This is a genomic window from Chamaesiphon minutus PCC 6605 (assembly GCF_000317145.1).
GTDB lineage: Bacteria > Cyanobacteriota > Cyanobacteriia > Cyanobacteriales > Chamaesiphonaceae > Chamaesiphon > Chamaesiphon minutus.
The window spans coordinates 3,174,741-3,195,535 of record NC_019697.1 but is presented as its reverse complement, the minus strand read 5'-3'; the positions used below and the strand labels follow the sequence as shown (position 1 = coordinate 3,195,535).

The 20,795-nt window shown below is 46.2% G+C and carries 17 protein-coding genes; 4 read left to right on the top strand and 13 right to left on the bottom strand.

Going from position 1 to position 20,795, the window contains the following annotated elements:
* The first annotated feature begins 3 nt into the window (after nt 1-3).
* The gene (locus CHA6605_RS14630; protein WP_015160220.1) at nt 4-1,386 is read left to right on the top strand and encodes a cytochrome P450; all 1,383 of its coding nucleotides are present in this window, start codon (nt 4-6) and stop codon (nt 1,384-1,386) included.
* Here the strand turns inward: CHA6605_RS14630 and CHA6605_RS14625 are convergent.
* Nucleotides 1,383-2,759, bottom strand: coding sequence for an outer membrane protein assembly factor BamB family protein (locus tag CHA6605_RS14625; protein WP_015160219.1), 1,377 nt, complete (start codon nt 2,757-2,759; stop codon nt 1,383-1,385). The two genes, CHA6605_RS14630 and CHA6605_RS14625, sit on opposite strands and share 4 nt — an antisense overlap.
* A gap of 272 nt (nt 2,760-3,031) precedes the next feature.
* On the opposite strand from CHA6605_RS14625, the gene CHA6605_RS14620 reads away from it, so the two are divergent.
* Together CHA6605_RS14620 and CHA6605_RS14615 are read left to right on the top strand one after the other, a co-directional pair.
* Nucleotides 3,032-4,408, top strand: coding sequence for a cytochrome P450 (locus CHA6605_RS14620; RefSeq protein ID WP_015160218.1), 1,377 nt, complete (start codon nt 3,032-3,034; stop codon nt 4,406-4,408).
* A 35-nt stretch (nt 4,409-4,443) separates the two neighbouring features.
* Nucleotides 4,444-4,947 carry a hypothetical protein gene (locus tag CHA6605_RS14615; RefSeq protein ID WP_015160217.1) on the top strand — a complete coding sequence of 168 codons (504 nt, stop codon included), beginning with the start codon at nt 4,444-4,446 and terminating at the stop codon, nt 4,945-4,947.
* A 122-nt stretch (nt 4,948-5,069) separates the two neighbouring features.
* Here the strand turns inward: CHA6605_RS14615 and CHA6605_RS14610 are convergent, their stop codons facing one another.
* The gene (locus CHA6605_RS14610; protein WP_015160216.1) at nt 5,070-6,386 is read right to left on the bottom strand and encodes a HEAT repeat domain-containing protein; all 1,317 of its coding nucleotides are present in this window, start codon (nt 6,384-6,386) and stop codon (nt 5,070-5,072) included.
* Nucleotides 6,387-6,592: 206 nt separating this feature from the next.
* Nucleotides 6,593-7,021 (bottom strand): acyl-CoA thioesterase, encoded by a 429-nt coding sequence (locus CHA6605_RS14600; protein WP_015160215.1) that lies wholly within the window; start codon nt 7,019-7,021, stop codon nt 6,593-6,595.
* 86 nt (nt 7,022-7,107) lie between these two features.
* Between CHA6605_RS14600 and CHA6605_RS14595 the strand changes: the two genes are divergently transcribed.
* Entirely contained in the window at nt 7,108-7,464 is a 357-nt protein-coding gene (locus CHA6605_RS14595) for a winged helix-turn-helix transcriptional regulator (RefSeq protein WP_015160214.1), read from the top strand.
* On the opposite strand, the gene CHA6605_RS14590 is transcribed toward CHA6605_RS14595, so the two are convergent.
* From CHA6605_RS14590 to CHA6605_RS14555, 10 genes are all read right to left on the bottom strand, one after another.
* On the bottom strand, nt 7,451-8,245 hold the full coding sequence (locus tag CHA6605_RS14590) for an ATP-grasp domain-containing protein (RefSeq protein ID WP_015160213.1): 795 nt from the start codon (nt 8,243-8,245) through the stop codon (nt 7,451-7,453). The genes CHA6605_RS14595 and CHA6605_RS14590 overlap by 14 nt on opposite strands.
* Nucleotides 8,246-8,455: 210 nt before the next feature.
* Entirely contained in the window at nt 8,456-10,999 is a 2,544-nt protein-coding gene (locus tag CHA6605_RS14585; RefSeq protein WP_157259992.1) for a peptidase domain-containing ABC transporter, read from the bottom strand.
* Between the two features lie 125 nt (nt 11,000-11,124).
* Nucleotides 11,125-11,835 (bottom strand): hypothetical protein, encoded by a 711-nt coding sequence (locus tag CHA6605_RS35790; RefSeq protein WP_232432087.1) that lies wholly within the window; start codon nt 11,833-11,835, stop codon nt 11,125-11,127.
* 11 nt (nt 11,836-11,846) lie between these two features.
* Nucleotides 11,847-12,443 (bottom strand): hypothetical protein, encoded by a 597-nt coding sequence (locus CHA6605_RS35785; protein ID WP_232432086.1) that lies wholly within the window; start codon nt 12,441-12,443, stop codon nt 11,847-11,849.
* A 44-nt stretch (nt 12,444-12,487) separates the two neighbouring features.
* On the bottom strand, nt 12,488-12,997 hold the full coding sequence (locus CHA6605_RS14575; protein ID WP_041548077.1) for a cyclic nucleotide-binding domain-containing protein: 510 nt from the start codon (nt 12,995-12,997) through the stop codon (nt 12,488-12,490).
* A gap of 181 nt (nt 12,998-13,178) precedes the next feature.
* The gene (locus CHA6605_RS14570) at nt 13,179-13,997 is read right to left on the bottom strand and encodes a peptidylprolyl isomerase (RefSeq protein ID WP_015160211.1); all 819 of its coding nucleotides are present in this window, start codon (nt 13,995-13,997) and stop codon (nt 13,179-13,181) included.
* 150 nt (nt 13,998-14,147) lie between these two features.
* A complete protein-coding gene (locus CHA6605_RS34180; protein ID WP_157259991.1) occupies nt 14,148-14,315 on the bottom strand; it encodes a hypothetical protein in 168 nt (55 codons plus the stop codon).
* Between the two features lie 12 nt (nt 14,316-14,327).
* Entirely contained in the window at nt 14,328-14,546 is a 219-nt protein-coding gene (locus tag CHA6605_RS14565; protein ID WP_041548076.1) for a hypothetical protein, read from the bottom strand.
* 39 nt (nt 14,547-14,585) lie between these two features.
* Nucleotides 14,586-18,158, bottom strand: coding sequence for an esterase-like activity of phytase family protein (locus CHA6605_RS14560; protein ID WP_015160210.1), 3,573 nt, complete (start codon nt 18,156-18,158; stop codon nt 14,586-14,588).
* A 444-nt stretch (nt 18,159-18,602) separates the two neighbouring features.
* Nucleotides 18,603-20,765 (bottom strand): alkaline phosphatase PhoX, encoded by a 2,163-nt coding sequence (locus CHA6605_RS14555; RefSeq protein WP_015160209.1) that lies wholly within the window; start codon nt 20,763-20,765, stop codon nt 18,603-18,605.
* Between the last annotated feature and the right edge of the window lie 30 nt (nt 20,766-20,795).

The following is a 20,795-nucleotide window of genomic DNA, read 5'->3' as shown; positions in this document are numbered from 1 at the left end:
GCTATGACCGATCGACTCAAGTCTGCTGAAATGATGCCGGGTAGCTTTGGATTGCCGATTTTTGGTGAAATCATCAACATCATCAGCAAGCAAGAGCTATTTTATTGGCAGCAGCACCAGCAGCACGGCAATGTGTTTAAAACAGCCGCATTAGGATTCGGAAAAGCTGCCTGTCTAGTCGGCCCAGACGCTAATCGCCTAGTGTTAAAGGAGCAAGCCGACAGGTTATCATCTCGATTGGGCAATCAATATCTCGCCCCGATCGTCAGTACCGATGCAGTGTTACTTCAAGATGGAGAACAGCATCGTACCAGTCGAAAGATGATTTTGCCAGTATTTCATCAACAGGCGTTGGCGAAGCCTCTCCAAGGGAGAATCGCTGCTTACTTTGATACGGTACAGTCGGTGGTGACGGCGGCGGTAGCTGATTGGGGCGAACGCGGGACGATCGATCTCGATGCCGAATTACGCGAGCTGACGCTGGCTGTCGTGGTGAAGACTTTTTTAGGCAGCGAAAAAACGGCAGAGATCCAGCAAGTGAGCGAGTGGTTTACTACTTTAACTGGAGGTCTGTACGGCCTCTTTAAGTGGGATACACCCCTCACCCTTCATGGACGTGGGCAAGCGGCTCGCCGCAAAATTGTCAAATACATTCGGCAGGTAATTAGAGAAAGAGTCGATCGCAACGATCCAGCAAATGCGCTGGATGTCTTAGGGCTATTGATGAATACTGTCGATGAGGATGGTAATAAATTTACCGAAACCCAGATCGTCAATCAGGCGATCCTATTTTTATTTGCCGGACATGAGACCACATCTAGCCTGATGGATTGGGTGTTATTTGAGTTGGGCAATCGTCCCGAATGGCGGCAAAAACTCCGAGCCGAACACCAGCAAGTAGTTGGGAACGAACCCATTGCTATGAGCCATCTGCGCCAACTCCCTCAAATGAGTAATGTCCTCAAAGAAGGCGAACGTCTCTATCCACCACTTTTTCTCATCAGTCGCATGGCGATCGCCGATATCGAATATGCAGGTTATCTCATCCCCGCAGGTTGGTACATACTCATTTTTCCACTACTGACCCATCGCTTGCCAGAAATTTACCAAGATCCAGATTTATTCGATCCCGACAGGTTTGCACCGCCGCGCGAGGAGGATAAGAAACAGCCATATTCATTAATTGGTTTCGGCGGTGGCGTACATAGTTGTATCGGCGCGGACTTCGCTCAAATGGAGATGAAAATAATTCTCTCGACATTGCTGCAAAAATACGACTGGACGGTAACACCTACTACTGCCGAAATTTCGCCAGTGCGCCAGCCATTTATGAAACAGAAAAAGTTAACAGCAACATTTGTCTCGATCGAGCCTATCCAATCTTAGTTCGCGATCGGCTGGTTTATATACCAACTCAGATCCATTTGTAGCAACCATACCTGCCAACGCGGTAGCAGATTGAGAGCAAAGAAGCGATCGTCTTCAGCAGCTACAATGGCACGAAAGCCTCGATACTTACCCTCATCATCAAACAGCGGAAATGCCCACAGCAGTTTCCCAGTTTGGCGATCGAGCGCAACTACTTGAGTTCGATCTGCCTTTGCCTTAGTTACCCTGCGGAAGGTGAGGTATTGTCGAGCGGTCATCGCAGCGGGCAAATGTCGGATTGAGGAATCAGCACTGAGTTGTGTTTGCCATCGGACCGCTCCGGTTTGTGTAGAGAGCGCCACAATTCGGCTCCGATCCTCTAGATTGTATTCACCATCGCGGTTGCAGTCGAAATAAACAGTATCCGCATCTACTTGATACTCATTTCCACTCCAACTATGACAGTCGATTTGGCTGCGCGTTTTTTGCCAGATCGTCTTTCCTGTATTGGCATCGATCGCCATCAGTGCGGCCCCTTCCGTCTTGGGATCGTAGTCGTTGTAGTTGCCAAGTAGCAAGATATTTCCGATTGGTTCCATCTGAAAAATACCACTACTCTTAATGTCTGTGCGGAAGCGCGGCTGGAGAGTTTTGCTGTTGTAAGCAGTGACGGCAGATGTGCCACGATCGTAAAATGTGTTCGGAGTATCTGCTGACACTAATCCAGAAGTTTCAAGAAACAGAGTGCGATCGTTAGTCGCGATGATGTGGCGCGTACTTTCGAGTTTGGGTATTGTAATGGTTGCTTGCTGTTGCAGCTTGCCTGTTTTGGGATCGAGGATTTGGAGAGATCGCTGGCGATTGCCAAGCTCCAGCATCGCTAATTTATCCGATCGAGCGACTAAGCCCATTCCAAACCAGATACCATTCCTAGAAAACCACCGCCGTGGGATCTGCCATTGCTGTGTTCCCGTTGCCAAATCGATCGAGCGCAATTGATTCTCAAGCTGATGATAGAGTCGATCGTTTTGAATAACAGCGGATTGATTTGAGGCAATTTCGTATGGCTCGTATTCCCCAGTAGGTCGATCGCGCCACAGTAGCTTGCCAGATCGAGCATCAAACGTCTGGATTTGATAGGCTCCACAGTTTTTATCAGCCGTTTTTATGCAACCATCGAGTACGACTTTGCCATTGCCTGCGATCGGGCCTTTGCTATAACCGAAGTCATCTGCGAGCGGGTACACCCATGCTAGCTTGCCCGTATTCGTATTGAGAGCAATCAGTGTCGGTCTGCGCTGGTCGGCGTAGCCCCAGCCGCCCCAACTTGCCACAGCGACAGCCCCGCCCAACAACGTTAATTTCCACCAGTTAGCTCTCAGAAACTGCATCTAGATGTCTCGATCTCGGTAATAATAGATTCAAATAATTATAGTGCTTTCCAAAAATCTAAAAAATCATTAGCTACACTTCGATTCAGTCACTTCCGGCAGGTGTTCGCCGTAGGTCGTAATGTACTGATAGTATCGATTCTGTTTATTGCAAATTTATTGCTTGACATAGGTTCTAATAATTTAGGAGCGTGTCACTTTTGCAAAAGTGACACGCTCCCCATTAGTCGCAAAATTTTCGTTAGCATAAAAGCCTGACCGAACCCAGATCGATGTCCGCCGAGCAAAAATTTATGGTGATGAATAATAACCTCAAGTCTGCCGATCTGATGCCTGGTAGCTATGGATTGCCGATTATCGGCGAACTGATTAGTTTTCTCACCAAGCGCGAAGAATTTTATTGGCAAAAACACCAAGCTAATGGCAATATTTTCAAATCATCATCGCTCATCTTTGGCAAAACAGCATGTCTAGCCGGGCCAGATGCCAATCGGCTGGTATTCAAAGATGCAGCCGACAAGCTATCATCGCGGTTGGGTAATAAATTATTAGAACCGATCTCGGCGGATAGCGTGTTGCTCAAAGATGGCGAAGCACATCGCACGAATCGGAAACTAATTTTGCCTGTATTTCATCAACAGGCGATCGCAGGTTATTTTGACACGATTCAGTCAGTTGTCACCGAGGCAATAGCGGACTGGGGCGAACGCGGTACGATCGATCTGAGTGCGGAACTCCACAAACTGACGCTGACTGTTGTGGTGAAGATTTTTTTAGGTAGCGAAAGTACCGCAGAAGTCCAGCAAGTGAGCGAGTGGTTTAATACCCTAGTCGATAGCGTATCTGGAGTCATCCGCTGGGACAGTCCCCTGACTAGCTACGGTCGCGGACAGGCCGCACGTCGTAAGATTGCTGACTATATTCTCCAAGTTATCGCCGAACGAGCCGCACGGGGCGATTTAGACAGGTCTACAGATGTACTCAGTTTGCTAGTAAATACGATCGATGAAGATGGTAATAAATTTACCGAAACGCAGATAATCGACCAAGTGATGGCGTTTCTCTTTGCCGGACACGATACCACATCGACGCTGATGAGTTGGTTGTTATTTGAACTGGGTAATAGTCCCGCATGGCGACAAAGATTGCGCGACGAGCAGCAGCAAGTGATGGGTACAGAACCGATTTCAATGACTCATCTGCGGCAATTGCCCGACATGACAAATGTTATCAAAGAAGGCGAACGCCTTTATCCACCAGCTTTTCTCATTGCCCGCGTGGCGTTAGCAGATATCGAATATGCTGGTTATTTAATTCCCGCTGGTTGGTTTATCTTTATCTCCCCGATGCTAACTCATCGCCTGCCAGAAATTTATCAAAATCCCGATACGTTCGATCCCGACAGATTCGCGCCACCGCGCGAGGAAGATAAAAAATATCCTTACTCTCTAATCGGGTTTGGTGGTGGCGCACATATTTGCATCGGCGTGGAACTCGCCCAAATGGAGATGAAAATAATTCTCTCGACACTGCTGCAAAAATATGACTGGACGGTAACACCTACAACCGCCGAAATTGCCCCCGTGCGCCGCCCATTTACGATGCAGAAGCGATTAAAAGCAACACTCGTGCCATTGCGATCGCCATAATCTAATTACTTACTATTATTGGTAGGAAAACAAGTTTGAAAAACTCTTTGAAGCTACTGTTATTGTCGATCCCGCTGAGTGTCTTGCTAGCTGTTGTTTTCATAAGTATGGAACGAGAGCACAGGCTCAGTTTCGTTCCTGAAAAACTAAGTGTTTCAAATATTGTTTATACAAAAGAAGAGGTATTTGGTTTTGGCCCTGGTGGCAATGAAACAGGAGTCTTGGTATATGAGTTACCGGATAAAATTGCGAGCGATATCGAAAAAATTGGAATTGAATATTTTGTTAATTTGACGCCAAGGCAAGGAAACAATAGCGATTTATATCGAAAATGGCAAAAAACGCCGATAACAGATGTTAACAAGATCGAAGAGCATTTAGATCGCTATGGCTTTGGTATTTCAATCGATCGACACATCGAAAATGAAATCGATGAGGCAATTTCAAAACCTGGTAGTTTTTTTGCTAATGGGCGTGGTGGTCGCATACTCATCGTGAATCCTAAAAATCGTAGAGTTTTCCTTGCATACAGTGGTTGAGTTGAGAATGAATGTTTTTTTGAACATATCATCGCTAACTCGATCGAGTCATTTACAATGAAGAAATTGAATCGATCGATTAACCACTTGCTTTTAATATTAAATATTTATATCTCGAATAATTAGCGTTTGTATCCGATTTTTCCCAGTGCGGATTCGGCACGAGATCTTATCATTCCATCCTCATCCTTAAGCAGTGGAATTAACTGGGGGATGGCCGATTTAGCTGCTTCGCCAATGTTTCCCAGCGCATCGATCGCCCGCCATCGGATCTCTTTATCCTGAAGTAGTAGAATCAGATCGGGTACTGCTGCCTTGGCTGGCTCTCCCATGTTTCCTAGTGCAGCTACAGCACCAATGCGCACATTTTTATCCTCATCCTTGAGCAGTGGGAGCAGATTGGGGATGGCTGCTGTGGTTGATTCTCCTGACATTGCTATCATTGCAAATGCACTTATAGCACCAATCCGCACGCTTGTATTCCGATCTTTTAGTAAGGGAATCAGATCGGGTATTGCTGCTTTAACCGATACTCCCTGGTACACCATCATTGCTAGCGATCCTGCTACCTGCGCTCGAATCTCTGGATCGTTATCTTTGAGTAATGGAATCAGGCTGGGCATTGCCGATGCTCTCATACTCGTCAGTGTTGATAGGGCAGAACGACTTATTTTTTCATCCTTATCCTTGATTAGGGGAAGCAGATCGGGGATGGCTGCTTTGCCCACTTCTCTCATCTGCATTAGTGCGTTCATAGCACCAATTTGCAAGTTTTTGTCTCGATCTTTGAGTAATGGAATCAAGCTAGGTAGGGCGACTGCTCCGAGATCGCCTAATGCGTATTGCGCCTGTACTCGCACATTTGGATTGTTATCTCTCAGCAGTAGGATGAGAGTGGGTATGGCTACTTTGCCACTTTCTCCCACAGATCTTAGTGCGAATGCTGCACTCGATCGAGCGTTTGCATCGTTATCTTTGAGTAGTGGCATCAGTTTTGGGATGGCTACCGCTCCCATCTTGCCTACTGCTCCTGCGGCATAAAGTCGCACGGTTTCATCTTTATCTCTAAATAGTGGGAGCAGATTGGGTATGGCTATTTTGCTAGATGCTCCCATGTATCCGATTGCTTCTGCTGCACTCGATCGCACGTTTGCATTGTTATCTTTAAGCAGTGGTAGCAATTTTGGGATGGCTACTACTCCGATCTTTCCTAGTGCTTTTGTTGCCTTCGATCGCACGTAGAGATCTTTACTCTTAAAGTGTTGGATGAGTCGATCGATTTCTGTTGCTCGATCTGTCTGGCTTTGGGCGATGCTGCTAGCAGCCGCTATGCGAACGCGAGGTAATAATGGTAAGGAGATAGATTCGCTCGAAATTGTGGAAGTTAAGAACAGAATTGGTAGCAATTTGATGAATCTAGAAAGTGCGATCGCTAGCATGAGTGGGGATTAGTGAATAGATGGTTCTACTATATAGTATCCAGATTTATACTGTAGACTACTAGCTATGCTCTAAACCTAGATGAAGACCGCGAATTATTCGAGCCGATCGCAATCGTAAACCTGTTTCAGATAGGGTAATTAATACTCGCTAACTAGCGATCGATCCGTTAACGATGTAAATTGTGCTGGCTGGATTCATCTAATTAATTAGATCGAGACTCATTATATTGCTGTTGCAAACGATCGGGAATGCGGATCGGTTTTTTGGTTTCCAGATTGACAAAAATACCCGTCTGCTGGGCGATCGCCGAGACTTTTCCTGCTAACAAAATTTCTGCGCCAACTACCCAACGCAATGATGCGAGCGATTCCATCCACATTTTCCCGATCGGTCGATCGTGCATTTGAATGGATTGCTTGTAGTCGATCGTCGTTTGCAAGACAATTGGGGCAAATCCATTTGTGACTTGATCCTGAAGCGGGAAAAAGCTACCGAGCATTTCGAGGCGCAGATCTTCTAGCCAGCGCACGTAGACAATGTTGCTGACAATTCCTGCAAAGTCAATATCATAAGTTTTGACAGGTAAGTGTAGTTCGATCTCAAATGGTTTGCGCTGTTCGCTCTGGCTCATATCTAAGTTTTAAAATGCAAGTTAGATTTAACATTACCAGAGATAACTTGTAAAATGCAAAAAATTGCGAGCGAATTAAAAGTTTCATGACACTCTCTAAGCGTTCTCCCTGCCCTGTTGCCTGTACGCTAGATCTCATCGGCGATCGCTGGACGCTGCTGATAATTCGCGACATGATGTTTTTTAACAAGCAACGATTTGAGGAGTTTTTGGAGTCACCAGAAGGCATCTCCACAAACATCCTCGCCAGTCGGCTCAAGTTGCTCGAAGAATTGGGATTGGTGGAAAAGCAGCCCTATAGCAACCATGCGCGGCGGATGAATTATCAATTGACGGATGAGGGCAAGAGCCTACGTCCGGTATTAAAAGTGGTGGCGGCTTGGGGGTTAAAGCATGTGGAGGGGACACAGGTACCATCTTTTCAAAATCCTAATCAATCGTAAATTCAGTCCACAAATTTGCAAATCGATCGACCGTCCAGCCAACTAATCCAGAGACTTGTCCATCGCCAATTTCGACAATTCTAATACGACCATCGCGGCGAGCGATACAATCGATCGAGAAGAATTTACTATCGATCCGGCGCGCGCATTCAGTCACGATCTTGGGAATTTCTAGATCTGGTGACGCAGCAAAAACTCGACCATTAATGACGAAATAACGTCGCTCTGTTTCTGTTATGAAGTCTTCAACTTTTCTGACACAAATACCACCCTCGATCGTGCCTCGGAATTTTTGCATATCAGCTATGAGTGAATTAATTGCTGAGGGTGAATTAATTATCGAGCCAGTTGAGGTTTTGAGAGATTTTACATAGTCTTTGACAAAAAACTGGCTCCAGCCTAGCTCTGTTAATTTAGATTCTAGGCGATCGTCTACATCGAAACAATGAGTTTCTGGAGTCAGATCGCCAAGCAAGGGATACCAATTAGGTAAATAATGTGTCCTGAGATATTCATCGCGATCGATCCACATCTGAGCACCAGTATTTCTAACAGCCTTAACTAATATTGAATAATCATCGGGTGCTAGCATCCAGCCTCGATAAATTAATCGTTCTCCTGGATTCGATCGGGGATAAATTGTGGATGAATCCAAACTTAAGTTTTCCAAAGAAATTACCGAAGTCGCGCAGCCGCGATCGTCAAAAAGAGCGAATTGCTCGGCGTATGTTGGATCTACTCTTTTTGGTTTGAAGTAATCGCTAGGAAAGAGAAATCGCATTGTCTGAATAGTAGCTAGGCGTAATTAAATATCAAATACTTTGTAGAGCTGGAACTGCCCACCATACTACTAATTTGTGTAGATAACGTAGGATAGAGGAGGGCGGGTTTGTTCGATCTCGCTCGGTAAAATCGATATTAAATTCCCTAAACCCGTCCCTACAGATCTATATAGAAGGACAATTATTTACTATCTCGTATCCCCTGTTCCCTACAATTGAGATTCTTGTTGCTGATAGAGACAGTAATAACGTCCTTTTAATTCCATCAATTCCTCGTGAGTACCGAGTTCGGCAACGACACCGCGATCCATCATCAAGATGACATCAGCAGTGCGAATCGTGGTGAGTCGATGGGTGATAAAAAAGACCGTTCTGCCTTGGAATGCGGCGGCGATATTGGTGCAGACTTGACGCTCGGATTCGTAATCGAGCGCGCTGGTGGCTTCATCTAAGATCAGCAGGCGGGGGTTTTGGAGGATCGTCCGCGCGATCGCGATGCGTTGGCGTTGTCCGCCAGATAAGCCGGAGCCGCGTTCGCCGACGGAGGAGTTATAACCATTAGGTAGCTCCATGATAAAGTCATGAGCGTGAGCGATCGTGGCGGCTTGAATGATTTGGTCGGTAGTAGCGTCGGGGAGGTTGAGGGCGATATTTTCTTGGACGCTGCCTTCAAACAATAGGGTATCTTGAGGGACGATGCCGATTTGTTGGCGCAGGGAGTAGAGTTCGACTTTAGAAATATCGTAATCGTCAACCAAAATGCGACCCGATTCGAGGGGATATAGACGCGGTAATAATTTCATCAGCGTACTTTTACCGGAGCCACTTTGCCCGACGATGCCGATAAATTTACCAGCGGCAAATTCGAGGTTGACGTTATCGAGATTGAGTGCGCCTGTGGGGGCAAAGCGGAAGGAGACGTTATCGAATTTAACGTTACCGCGAATCGTGGGCATGGGAATGTTACCGCGATCGATCTCGTTAGATTCCATGGGGGTATCGAGAATATCGGCGATCCGTTCGAGGGAGAGTGCCGTCTCTTGGAAGTTCTGCCACAGTTGTGTCAGTCGCAATAAGGGGCTGGTAACGTAGCCAGAAATAATCCGGAAGGCGATTAGTTGTCCGAGGGTAAGTTTGCCGTCTAGGACTAAATACGCGCCCACCCAGAGGACTAATAAACTAGAGAGCTGATTGAGAAATGTGGTGGCAGAATTGGCGGTGGTAAAGGTGACGACGGTTTTGAATCCAGACATCACGTATTGGGTGTAGCGTTCTTGCCATTTCCAGCGCGATCTCAGTTCGACGTTTTGGGCTTTGACGGTTTGGATGCCAGAAATTACTTCAACTAGGTGCGATTGAGATCGAGCATTGCGTTCGGCTTTGTCGCGTAACTGTTTGCGGGCGATCGGCGAGACAGCCGTAGTTATTAGAATACATAGCGGCAGGGTGGCGAGAGCGACGAGTGTCAGCAACCAGCTATAAATCAACATCACCACGATATACAGCACTGAAAAGACCGAATCGAGGACGACGGTGAGGGCGGTACCTGTCAGGAATTGACGGATATTTTCTAATTCGTTGACGCGGGTGGAAAGTTCCCCGACGGAGCGTTTTTCAAAGTACCGCAACGGTAAGCGCAACAATCGATCGATAATTTGCGAACCTAATGCTAAATCGATCCGATTGGTGGTATCGACAAATAAATACGTCCGCAGACTGGTTAATAAGGCTTCGCCGATGGCAACACCAATCAGCAGCACTCCAAAGACATTTAACGCAGTCGCGCTGTTTTGCATCAAGACTTTATCGATAATTGTCTGAGTAATTAACGGATTTGCCAGCCCGAATAATTGGATAAAGAATGAAGCAATTAAGACCTCAATTAAGACTCCCTTATATTGCACCAAAGACGGCCAAAACCAACTGATACCAAACTTTTGCTCTGGTGTGTAGCGGGTGGCTTGAATTAGGAGAATCGGGATGACATCGGTAGGTTTTTCGGGTGCCGACTCCTGGTTGAGGACTAGCTCTTGAGGAGTGCGCTGAATCAGTCCGCTATCGGGCAGCGCAATCGTCACTGTATCGTTAGAGACAGCACAAATCACCGCTAGGCGGTCTTCCCACTTAATTAGGGCTGGTACCTGAATTCGTTGGATATCGGCGACGGAGATGCCTGCTAGCTGCCCCTGTAGCCCTAAAAAGTCTACTACCGCCCCACAAAATTGGAGGGAAATACCACCACCAGATTGCTCGATATGATGGGCGACGATTTTGCGTACCGAGTCGCGCCGGAAGGGAATTTTGTACTGGTTGGCGAGCATTTCAAAGCACGCGACGCTGCCGTCGATTTGACCTTTACCTCGGACGAGCGCATATTTCCGCTCGGACTTGGTGGCAGGTTTATCGAGCGTAAGAGGGAGATCTGGCGCGTAGGGGATTTCGGATGGTGTAGCGACGACGAGATCTGAAGATCGATCGATTTCGATCGAGTCGTCGATATCAATAATGCGATCGCGATCTTCGGGTGTCGTAAAGCGTAAGATCTCAGGCGAAATTCCCACCAGGCGGAGTTTGTGTTTGGATTGGAAGGAATCGAGATCGATGCGATCGCCGATCGTATAAATCCGCGCCGCAGCACTCGCAGATGCCGCATCTAATTGGCTGGCGACGAACCAATCCCAGTTTTTGAGTGCGCTGGGGATATCCTGGGGCGACGTATAAACTACCGCCGAGTCCACGGCTTTGAGAGCCAATTCTTTGAGCGAATCAACGCCTAATACTCGATGTTCAAGTTTTTAAGCTACAGCTCGACGATTGAGGGAGGGAGTGGGTTCTAAGCGACCTAAATCTCTACCACTCATATGTTTACCAGACGATCTCAAAAGGAAAACTCCTGAACTGATTGACTTAATTGATTCAACTGCTCAACCGGATTAGGTGCTTGTAGCAACTGCTCAAAATATAACAACAAAGCTTCCATCTGAAGATTGCGGAGTAGACTGCCCACAGTATATGCGGGCAGCTTGCTGTCAACGCGGGCTATTTGTCTCGGGTGAAGCAAGAGGCATAAGTCAAGCAACAGACTCAGGGTCAGGCCACGGCTTGTCCCTTCTTTACCTGTTTGCTTGGCCAACTGCGCCCAACCTTCATAAGACTTCCAGTCCTCGATGAAAACCTCTACTAACCATCTCAGTGTATACGCTTGGATGATATCTATGGTGCGCCAAGTCAGATCCGTAGCAACTAAATATCGATAATCTTGCTCACCCGGATACTTCAGCGCAATCACAAATCGCTTTTTTCCGTGAGCACAAACTTCCACTCTGATACTTCCAACATTGGCTGTAATGGCAGGTTGACCTCGAATACTCAACTCTTGAGGAACTCCCGGATAACTTGAAAAATAGTGCTTTAGGCTTTGTTTTCGGCCTCGAAAACGAATATTTTGGTTATAACGCAATTGGCTAATGACTTGGACTCCACCAAATAAGCCTGATGCTGCATCCATGAATTTTGCCTGACCATATAGTGCATCAGCAACGACGGCTTTGATCTTGATTTGACTGTGGTGCTTCCGAAACTGCTCCATTAATCGCAACACTAATTCTGGTTTAGTTGGGTAGTCTGGATTATGGGGTGGAGCCTCTGGGCGGTTTTTTTCGCGATACCTTTCTTTCTCAGACGTTGATCTTCTCTTGTCCATGCTTGTTGTTGAGGGTCAGGTTGATAGACCTCAAATCCAACTGGCAAGCTCACTTTGTCAGTAACTAGTATTAATAACACTATGTTTTGACCATTTATATATCCCCCGCTACCTTTGTCTCTGATTTTATGGGTTTTGAATAACCTTGGTGTCTTCTTACTGCGCTGATGATCTGAGTCGTCAGTCACCAAAGTACCTCCAGAAATACCATACTGCTTGAGCACTATTGCTATACTAACTTGAAGCATCATCTCCCATGGCAGTTTGGATTTGCGAAACATCCATGATAAGGCTCCCAGGCTGTATTTCCCCAGGCTCACCCGTTCAAATCTTGCCCAGCATACGCTGTTCGTCAGTATTATGCCCATCAGACAGAATCCGATCCATCCACGCTGAATTCTGCTCAAGCCCCCATCTGGATTGTAACTTTTCAGTCCCTTGTTCAATTCGTTGATAAAGTCTTCGATGAAGGGCAAAGGCTTATTGAGTAGCATGTCTTTACCTTTCTATACCGATCCTTCATCCCATATCATACACTTCAGCAGTTTTCAAAAACTTGAACATCGAGTAATAGTTGCAGTAATTGTTCTTGATTGGGGTGTTGCTCTAGTTCTAAGCGCAGTAATTCAAAAATTTCGATCGAGGTCGGTCGATCGTAAAAATATTCCTTTAAAATCGGCTCTGTAGCCACAATTTGCATGAATGATTCGGTGGGAATATTCAGGCAAATAGCCTCAGTTGAAGCGATCGCCGACTCGCACGGAACGCCCCTAATCGTACCAATTGCCCCGATCGTGCTGCCAGTTTCTAACCGCTCTAAGGTGACGGGGGAAGTATGCTCGGACGGGTATCCTAGCAGACGCACGGTGCCTTCGACGACAATATTAATCTGCGCCGACATCCGATCGCGCAGGGCGATCGGTTGCCCGACATGATAGCGATAATACTGGGCGACTTTGGCGAGTCTGGACTGAGTACTTGCCGAGAGCTGATTGAAAGGCTCGATTTGAGCGAGAAAGGCTTCGGGGGTGGTGGGAGTATAAGTCATAAAAGGCAGATGGCAGAGGGCAAAAGGTAGAGGGCAGAAGGCAGAAGGCAGAACGGGGCTAGTGTTACAAAGTCCGCTGTCTGTCTTGACGCGCTATATCTGGAGGAAACCTCCTTTGTCGTATGCATCGCTGTCTCGCTTCCATGGCCTTTATTCGATCGAATAACAATTACAATAAATGTTACTTTTTAATCTTTATTAATTGAGCTAACTTTGCTTGCAACCATTGCTCGTACAACTCTTCAACCAATCGCGATCTCATGGTTTTATCTAATTGAGCGGGTAGATATTTTTCTAATCTAACTACGACAAACCAATCAGCAATTTGCACCGGAGTAGACAATTGTCCCGGCTTGAGCGAACTGAGCTTCTGAGCCAAGAGCGGGTGCGGTACCGATAGCTCGTGGGGGCCGACCAAGCCGCCGATTTCGGCTTCTTGTCCGCCGGAGTATTGTTTGACAAGTTCGGTAAAAGTTGCTTCTTTATCTTGAATCCTAAAAAAGAGTTCTTGAGCTAGATGTGGATCTTTTACTCTTAATAATGAATAAGTAGCTCGATCGAGTTGAGCTTTGCGTTGTAAAAAGTAAGAATCAACTTTACCATTAAAATTTAATTGTTTAAAACGATCGAGTTTGAGCGTTCGCATTACTGAATGCTCGAACTGTTCTAGCGTACAATTATTGCGTTCTAACCAAGCAGCGCGATCTTCATCAGAATTAATCTGATATTTTTGATAAAAAGCTTTGTAGGCACTAAAAATTTCCTCCTGGCTACACATAATCGAGGCTAATTCTTCATCGAGAATTAGTTCTCGGTGTAATTGTGGCAGCATCCAATATTTCTGTAAAAGTGCAATAACTTCTTCGCCAGAAATGGCATTTTGATATAGCCGTTTGAGAGGAGTATCTAGTTCGTTACTCTGTTGCTGCTCTGGTCGATCTGGAAACGGAAAGGTTGAAGTCACAATGCTGGGGTCTTGCAGGTTTGCAGTTGTCTTCATGATAATAAATTTATTAAAGGCTGACCGAGCGCACCCTGCTCAAATTATCTCAGTAATTGCTCCTGGGGAGATTATCGAGATATTAACGCCTGGTTAAACTTGCACCCTAGCTGTTGTCGCGCAGGTGGCGACAAGCACGATCGACCTCCATCACATTGAGATCGCCTCAGTCAGTTGGCCATAATCTCCATGAAGTAAGACTATAATACCACTGGCTCGCACTTGGAATTTGATGTCGATCGCCCGTATTGGCAGGCGATCTTGCGAACGCCAGATCCCCAAATCTCCAGAGAAGTCGGGGAGCTGTCTTGAGGTCAAAATACTATAATTCTATAATAATGAATTATCGAGGTTGATGCTGGCTAGGCTATCGTTGAAGTCGCGATCGCGTAGCGTCCCGTTTGGGGAATTGTCGCCACCATCCATATCCTCGATCCCAAATATATTATTCCCAATTAGGCAAAGACAATTGAGCTTGTCAGATTTGGCACCCAGATAATGAAAGTAAGCCTCAATCGTTCCACGATCGCCACTAGTGCGTAAATTCAACCGTCAGCAAGATCGAGATCTCGCTGGCGATCGGGATCGTTAAATTGTTTTGATGTCGATCTTGACGACAATATCGTTGAAGTCGCGATCGCCACTACCATACAGATCTTCGATGCCAAAGGTATTATTACCAAGCAGGCGGAAATGATCTAGTTTATCGGGATTAGCACCGAGATAGTTGAAATAAGCATGAATTGCATTACTACCGCCACTATTAGTCGGATTTAGACTTACAAAGTCAGTTAAATTACCCTGAGAGATCGCTACAGGAGCATAGATTTTACCACCAGTGAGATCTTGGTTGAGTTTACTATCGGTTTTACCTGTTTGTAAAATTGCACTTTTAATTGCTTCGATCGCATAATTAGTATCGCCCGGTTTGAGAATAGTACCATTAGCTAGTTTGATTGTACCTAAAATGGCATCTTCAACTGCGTAGAAAGCGATCGTATTATTGTATCCCGCATCGCTCTTGGTATTGATATCGACTTTGAGTGTTTTACCTGCATAGTCTGACAGATCGATAATGCGTCCTTGAACCAAATTCTGAGATTTAGCACCGATTGGAATATTCGGTGTTGCACCCGCTAGTTTGGAGACATTTAAGCGCACCTCGTCGTTATTAACTGAGATTTGAAAGCCATCATTGGTGCTGTTGGTAGTGACTTTAAATGGACTATTACCATTGGCATCGGGGAGTGCAAATAAGATATTAGTCGGCGTTTTGCCGCTGGCAATCTGTTGTTGCAAATCGGCAATCGAACCATCTTGCACTTGAAAAAATTGATAAATTTTGTTCGGATCTAAGCTAATTTCGCGTTTATTAGTACTGAAGAAACTACCGTCCAAATTAGCGAAGATTGGTTTGGCTGAGTCGGCGAATAGTTTGAGATAACCTGCGGCACCTGGAGCGATTCCGCCAATTTTGCCAGCTGGATCGTCAACAGCAAAAAAGCCAATTTCATTAACTTTGCTATCTGCTCTTTTGCTGACAGCATTGACACCTAAACCTTTCGTTGCGGCATCAGTAACAAATAAGTTGTTGGTTAAAGTAATGCCAGGTGTCGGGTTGGGATTGGGGTTGGGAATTGGGTTGGGGTTGGGATTGGGGTTAGGGTTGGGATTGGGGTTAGGGTTGGGATTTGGGTTTGGGTTAGGATTCGGGTTGGGATTTAAGAGATCGGCGATCGAGTTGGCCTGAATCCCTTTGATTAAGGCTAAATCGACAGTACCTGCTTTGAGCAACGTATCGCTACCTTGAATTGTGGCAGTTAGCTTGGTAATATCGTCGCCGATGCCAGGGATACCCGAAATTTTGAGCGTATCGGTACCAGCTTTGTAGTCGGTAATGATATTAAATTTAGTAGATAATGTTACCGCCGCGAGGATAAAAGTATCCTTCCCATTACCACCTGTCAGGGTACTACCACCTAAGCCTGCAAATAAGGTATCGTCACCATCGCCACCAACTAATCGATCGTTAGTACCTGCAAATAATCGATCGTCCCCAGTACCACCATCCAATTCATTGTCACCTGTACCGTCGGTAGCATCGAGGATATCGTTACCGCCTTCACCGAATAGGCGATCGTTTTGATAAGCATATAGCTCGTCGGCTCCATCGCCAGCATAAATTTGATTTCGACCTCCAGCAATACTAAGATCGATGATATTGTTACGGCTATCGCCGATAATCCTAGTGTTCGATTCTTTGATACCGAGCAATAGATCCGCTGGATCGGTTGCGGTAATGATGATGGTGCTGATAATTCCCGTCACGGGGAGATCTTTGGCTAGTTCTAGCAGCCCTAATTTTTCGGGTACCTTGCTCCCTGGCGCGACGTTAAAATCGTTGTCATTAATTAAGGCAAGCGTATTAGGTGCAACTAATGCCAAACCTTCGAGTTTTTCGACTCCGGTATAACCCAATTTTGCGGCATTCGCGATGAGGCTTTTGCTGACGGGGGCAATCTTGGCTGTAGTTAATTCGGCGGGGGTGAGTTGTTCGATCGTTTTACCCGCAGGTAGAGTAAAGTTGGCAGGGTTATTAATATTAGTCGCCGTGGCGAGATCGATTTGGTAGATGAGCTTATTAGAGGCAGTTGTGGCGAGATCGTCGCGTTCGACAACGGCAAATTTACCGCCACCGAGAGAGACAGCATCGCCGAGTTTGTCGGTTTTGGCGTTACCAGTACCCGTAATATCGTCGAGCAGATAGAGATATTCGCCTGTGACGGTTTTAGTTGCAGTATCGAATTCTAAAATGCGGACTGTACGGGAGGCTCTCGAAACCGTATCGCCAGCATTATCGGGATTGTCGATCGGACTTTGCATGAAGGCATAGAGCTTGGTACCTTCGATCGCGACTGCTTCAAAGCCACGATTGCTGCGGCGTTGGGCGTAAACTTCGGGTAATACTTCGGTGCCAAAATCGATCGCGGCTAGATCGATCCTTGCTGTGCTGGTACCTTTAGGGATAAACCTGTTGAGTAGTTTACCATTGGTGTCGAATTGATAAATCGCGGGACGATATTCGTCTACCAGCCAGTAGTTACCATCAGAGCCGATGACGATGCCTTCGACATCTGCACCGAGCGGATCGTTAGCTAAAACTTTGCCATCGAGATCGACACCAATTTCGTCGGTATAGGCTAAACCATTAGCTCCCGCTTGAAGGTTGGGCAATCCGGTGAGTGGTGTCTTACCATCGGCTCTAAATAAACCCGTGCGCTTGGTAATAATTATCTCGCCCGAAGTGCGATCGAGTTCAAAACTGACGATTTCGGGTTGAAAATTAGGTAAGAGAAAGGGACGATTGGCACCAGTCGGCTCGCCATTTGGCCCGCGATCGGTATGCGCGATCAATTTGAGGTTACCATTGGCGGCGATCCCCTGAAAATATAACCCCGAAAAACCACCGAGGAATAAATCTTGCCCTTTGGAAGTCGTACCTAGTTTGGGCAGGTTGGTAAATTCATAGTTCGTCACGTTGCTACCTGCATTATTGGGTGCGGTAGGCGCGACGGCGACGGTGTTGCTATTGAGGCTGCCTGGGGCAGTATTTTTGAGTAGAGCTAGCTGTTGCGCGCCAAAGCTAATAGTGGCATCAGAGCCAGATTTGGCAATGGTGAGATCGCTAAATTGACTCACGCTAGCAAGGTTAATCCTAATCGTGTCGTTTAATCGATCGAAATCGGTAATGGTATTGGGTGTAGTCGGGACATCGACATTGGCAACCCAAAAGACATCTTTACCTGCGCCGCCTGAGATCGTATTGCCACCCTGTCCGCCATAAATCTTGTCATCGCCTGCATCGCCAGAAACTGTATCGTTGCGATCGGCATAAATAGTATCATCACCATCGCCACCAGAGAGGGCGTTAGAGCCATTGCCATCGGAGGTGAGGCTATCGTTACCTGCCTCGCCTTCTAGTCGATCGTTGGTGTAAGCATACAACTCATCATTGCCATCTCCACCACGGAGAGTATTGTTGCCGTTACCAGCTAAGGCGTCTAGGTAGTCATTTCCGGCTAAACCCAACAAGGTGTCATTGCTTTTGCCAGCGTCAATAAATAATACATCATCGTTGTTAGTCCCATTAACTATGCCCATTAAATTCTCCCTTAATTAATCTGTATAGAACACGGATGATTTTTTGCCGAACTACTGTTGTGTAGCGAAGATTAACTTTCTTGTCAGAACGAGCGATTAAAAGAAGACAGCGCGATTGCCGTCGAGCTAATATACTGTCATAAACTGTCAACTCATAGTCATTTATTCTGTCAAGAGCAGGCGAGCACCTTAGCTGAAATATATCTTTCGATATTGTCAGTGGAATTTTATCACTGGTTTTGTCATTTGAGCATTAAATTAAGCTCGTTTTAAAATTAAGATATGGTTAAGGATAAATAGATTTAACTTTAACTATCGGCGATCGAACGTGGGGATCGATAGTCATTTAATCAATAAAAACGTTCAACACAAAAGGGAATAGGATGCTATCGAAAGATATAGCATCCTATTTTTACTAACTAATTATCTTTGTGGCGATCGAGATTAGATGAAAGCAAAGTTAGACGCGGTGAGAGTTGTAGTATCGACACCAGTTAACGTAGCAATCGTGTTACCACCGATGGCGATATTGTTGCCAGTCCGAGTTAAGTCAGCAAACTTGAGCGACGAACCGCTAATCCCCAAGACATCGGTACCGATTTGGAAATCTAAGACAGTATTAGCTTTAGCAGGAGCTTCACCGTTGTAGATCCAGAATTGGTCGGCACCAGCACCACCAGATAAGAGGTTGTCGCCACCGAGACCAGCAAAGAAGCGATCGTTACCTTCGCCACCTAAAGCGCGACCATTAGTACCGAGGTAGAAAGTATCGTTACCAGCACCACCAGAAGCACGGTAGCCGCTAGCATCGCCAGCTTCAAAGATGTCATCACCAGCTTGACCGAACGCGCGATCGTTATTAGCAACAAAAATAGTATCGACACCGCTACCAGCATCAATGCGGTTGCCACTTGCGAGTACGCCAGCAATTGCGCTGTCAACAGTATCGTTACCAGCACCAGCAAAGACGCTATCGTTGACACCATCAAAACCTTTGGTAACGCCAGCTTCGATCGTATCGGCACCGGATGTGCCACCAAACAAGTTAGACCCTTGAATGAGATTCGCTTTAGGCGCGATTAGGAGAGATAATTGACCGCCTTCAACGAGGTTTTCAGCATCAGTTTTGGTGCCATCGTTATTACCATCGACATTAGTAGCCGTGATAATCGAGCCACCACGGAGACTGTGAGCCTGAACGTCAACCACAAATAGTTCGCCAGCTTTAGCACCAAACAATTTGGAAACATCGAGAATACCCGAAGTCTCCCAGTTGCCAACATCAGTTGGAGCAGTATCGGTCTGACCAGCAGGAACGGCAGAGCGATCGATCTGCGCGATCCGAGTTAGAGTGCTAGCAGGATTGGTTGCACTAGGATCGATGCTGAAAATCGAAGCTTCAATGCTGCCAAAAGCAGAAATCGACCGATCTTCGTTGATGTAGATTTTGCCATCATCAGCCCAATCGAGGTTGTCGGGGCTACGTAAACCTAATGCCTGATTCCCTGCATCATTACCATCATAGAGGATGTCAATTTTGGCGGTGATGTTGCCAGCGGTGATGTTATTAAAATCAACATCAATTTTGTAAGTTGTACCCCAAATATCCGCTGAAGCACTATTACCAGTAGAAGCAAGTACGACCTGAGTACCATCAAATGGGTTGGTAGCAACGTCTTCTGGTCGGGAGAACTTGAAGGCTTTAGCAGCTTCGGCTAGTTCATCTTGTTTAGTTTGGTTGGCAAAACCTTGAGCATCGTAACCAGTGGTATTTGCCTTAGTAGGATCGTAGTAAGGAATTTCGACAAATTTGCCGTTTGTGCTGCCGCCGCTACCCTTAAATTCACTGGGGCTACGCTCGATTGCATCGGTAGCACTATTAACATCATCAGCAACCCAGACAAATAGTTTGCCTTTGGCTAGTCCATTCCGATCTAGGAAACTGCCATCACCTTTGGAATTCTTGTCACCTACATAGAGGATTAAAGGGGCATTGCTACGATCGTCGCCAACGATAAAGGCAACTTTATTAGTGGTTCCGGTGTTGATTTCCGTGACATTTTCCCATGCTGCACGACCGAACCAGGGTACTGCATGTAAGGTGTTAGTTTTGAGATCTAGTGCAAACTGACTACCGCCGTTGGTTTCTTCACCAGAGAAAAAGATCCGATCGGCTAAACCATTACCAGTACCAAACTGATGTGCTTCAACCAAAACCGCCGAACAGAAGCGATTGATCCCACCAAATTCTAAGTCTGTGGCTGCATCTACAACTTCACCAGCACGATTGATGATGGTGTCATAAGCTAAACCAGCGTCAGTGACTTGGAAAGTGCGTTTGTCAACATCAATATAGCTCGCTCTTGCGCCAGGGAGTTGAGTGCCGTTTTTGAGAGCATATCTGTAACCAACTGTGTTGGATAATTCACTTACAACAAGTAAACGCACAGTTGTATCGTTGAGTGAGTAAGCTCCAATCCCATCGGGGATACCAGGGATAGCATAGTTACCGACTTTATCGCCAACGGTTACGAGGGGATCGACAGTCCAACCATTTAGACCTTTGACTTGAGAAGGCTGCGTTGTATCGAAAGAAAGAGTTGCCATAAAGTTTTCCAGTAAGTATCTAGCGAAACA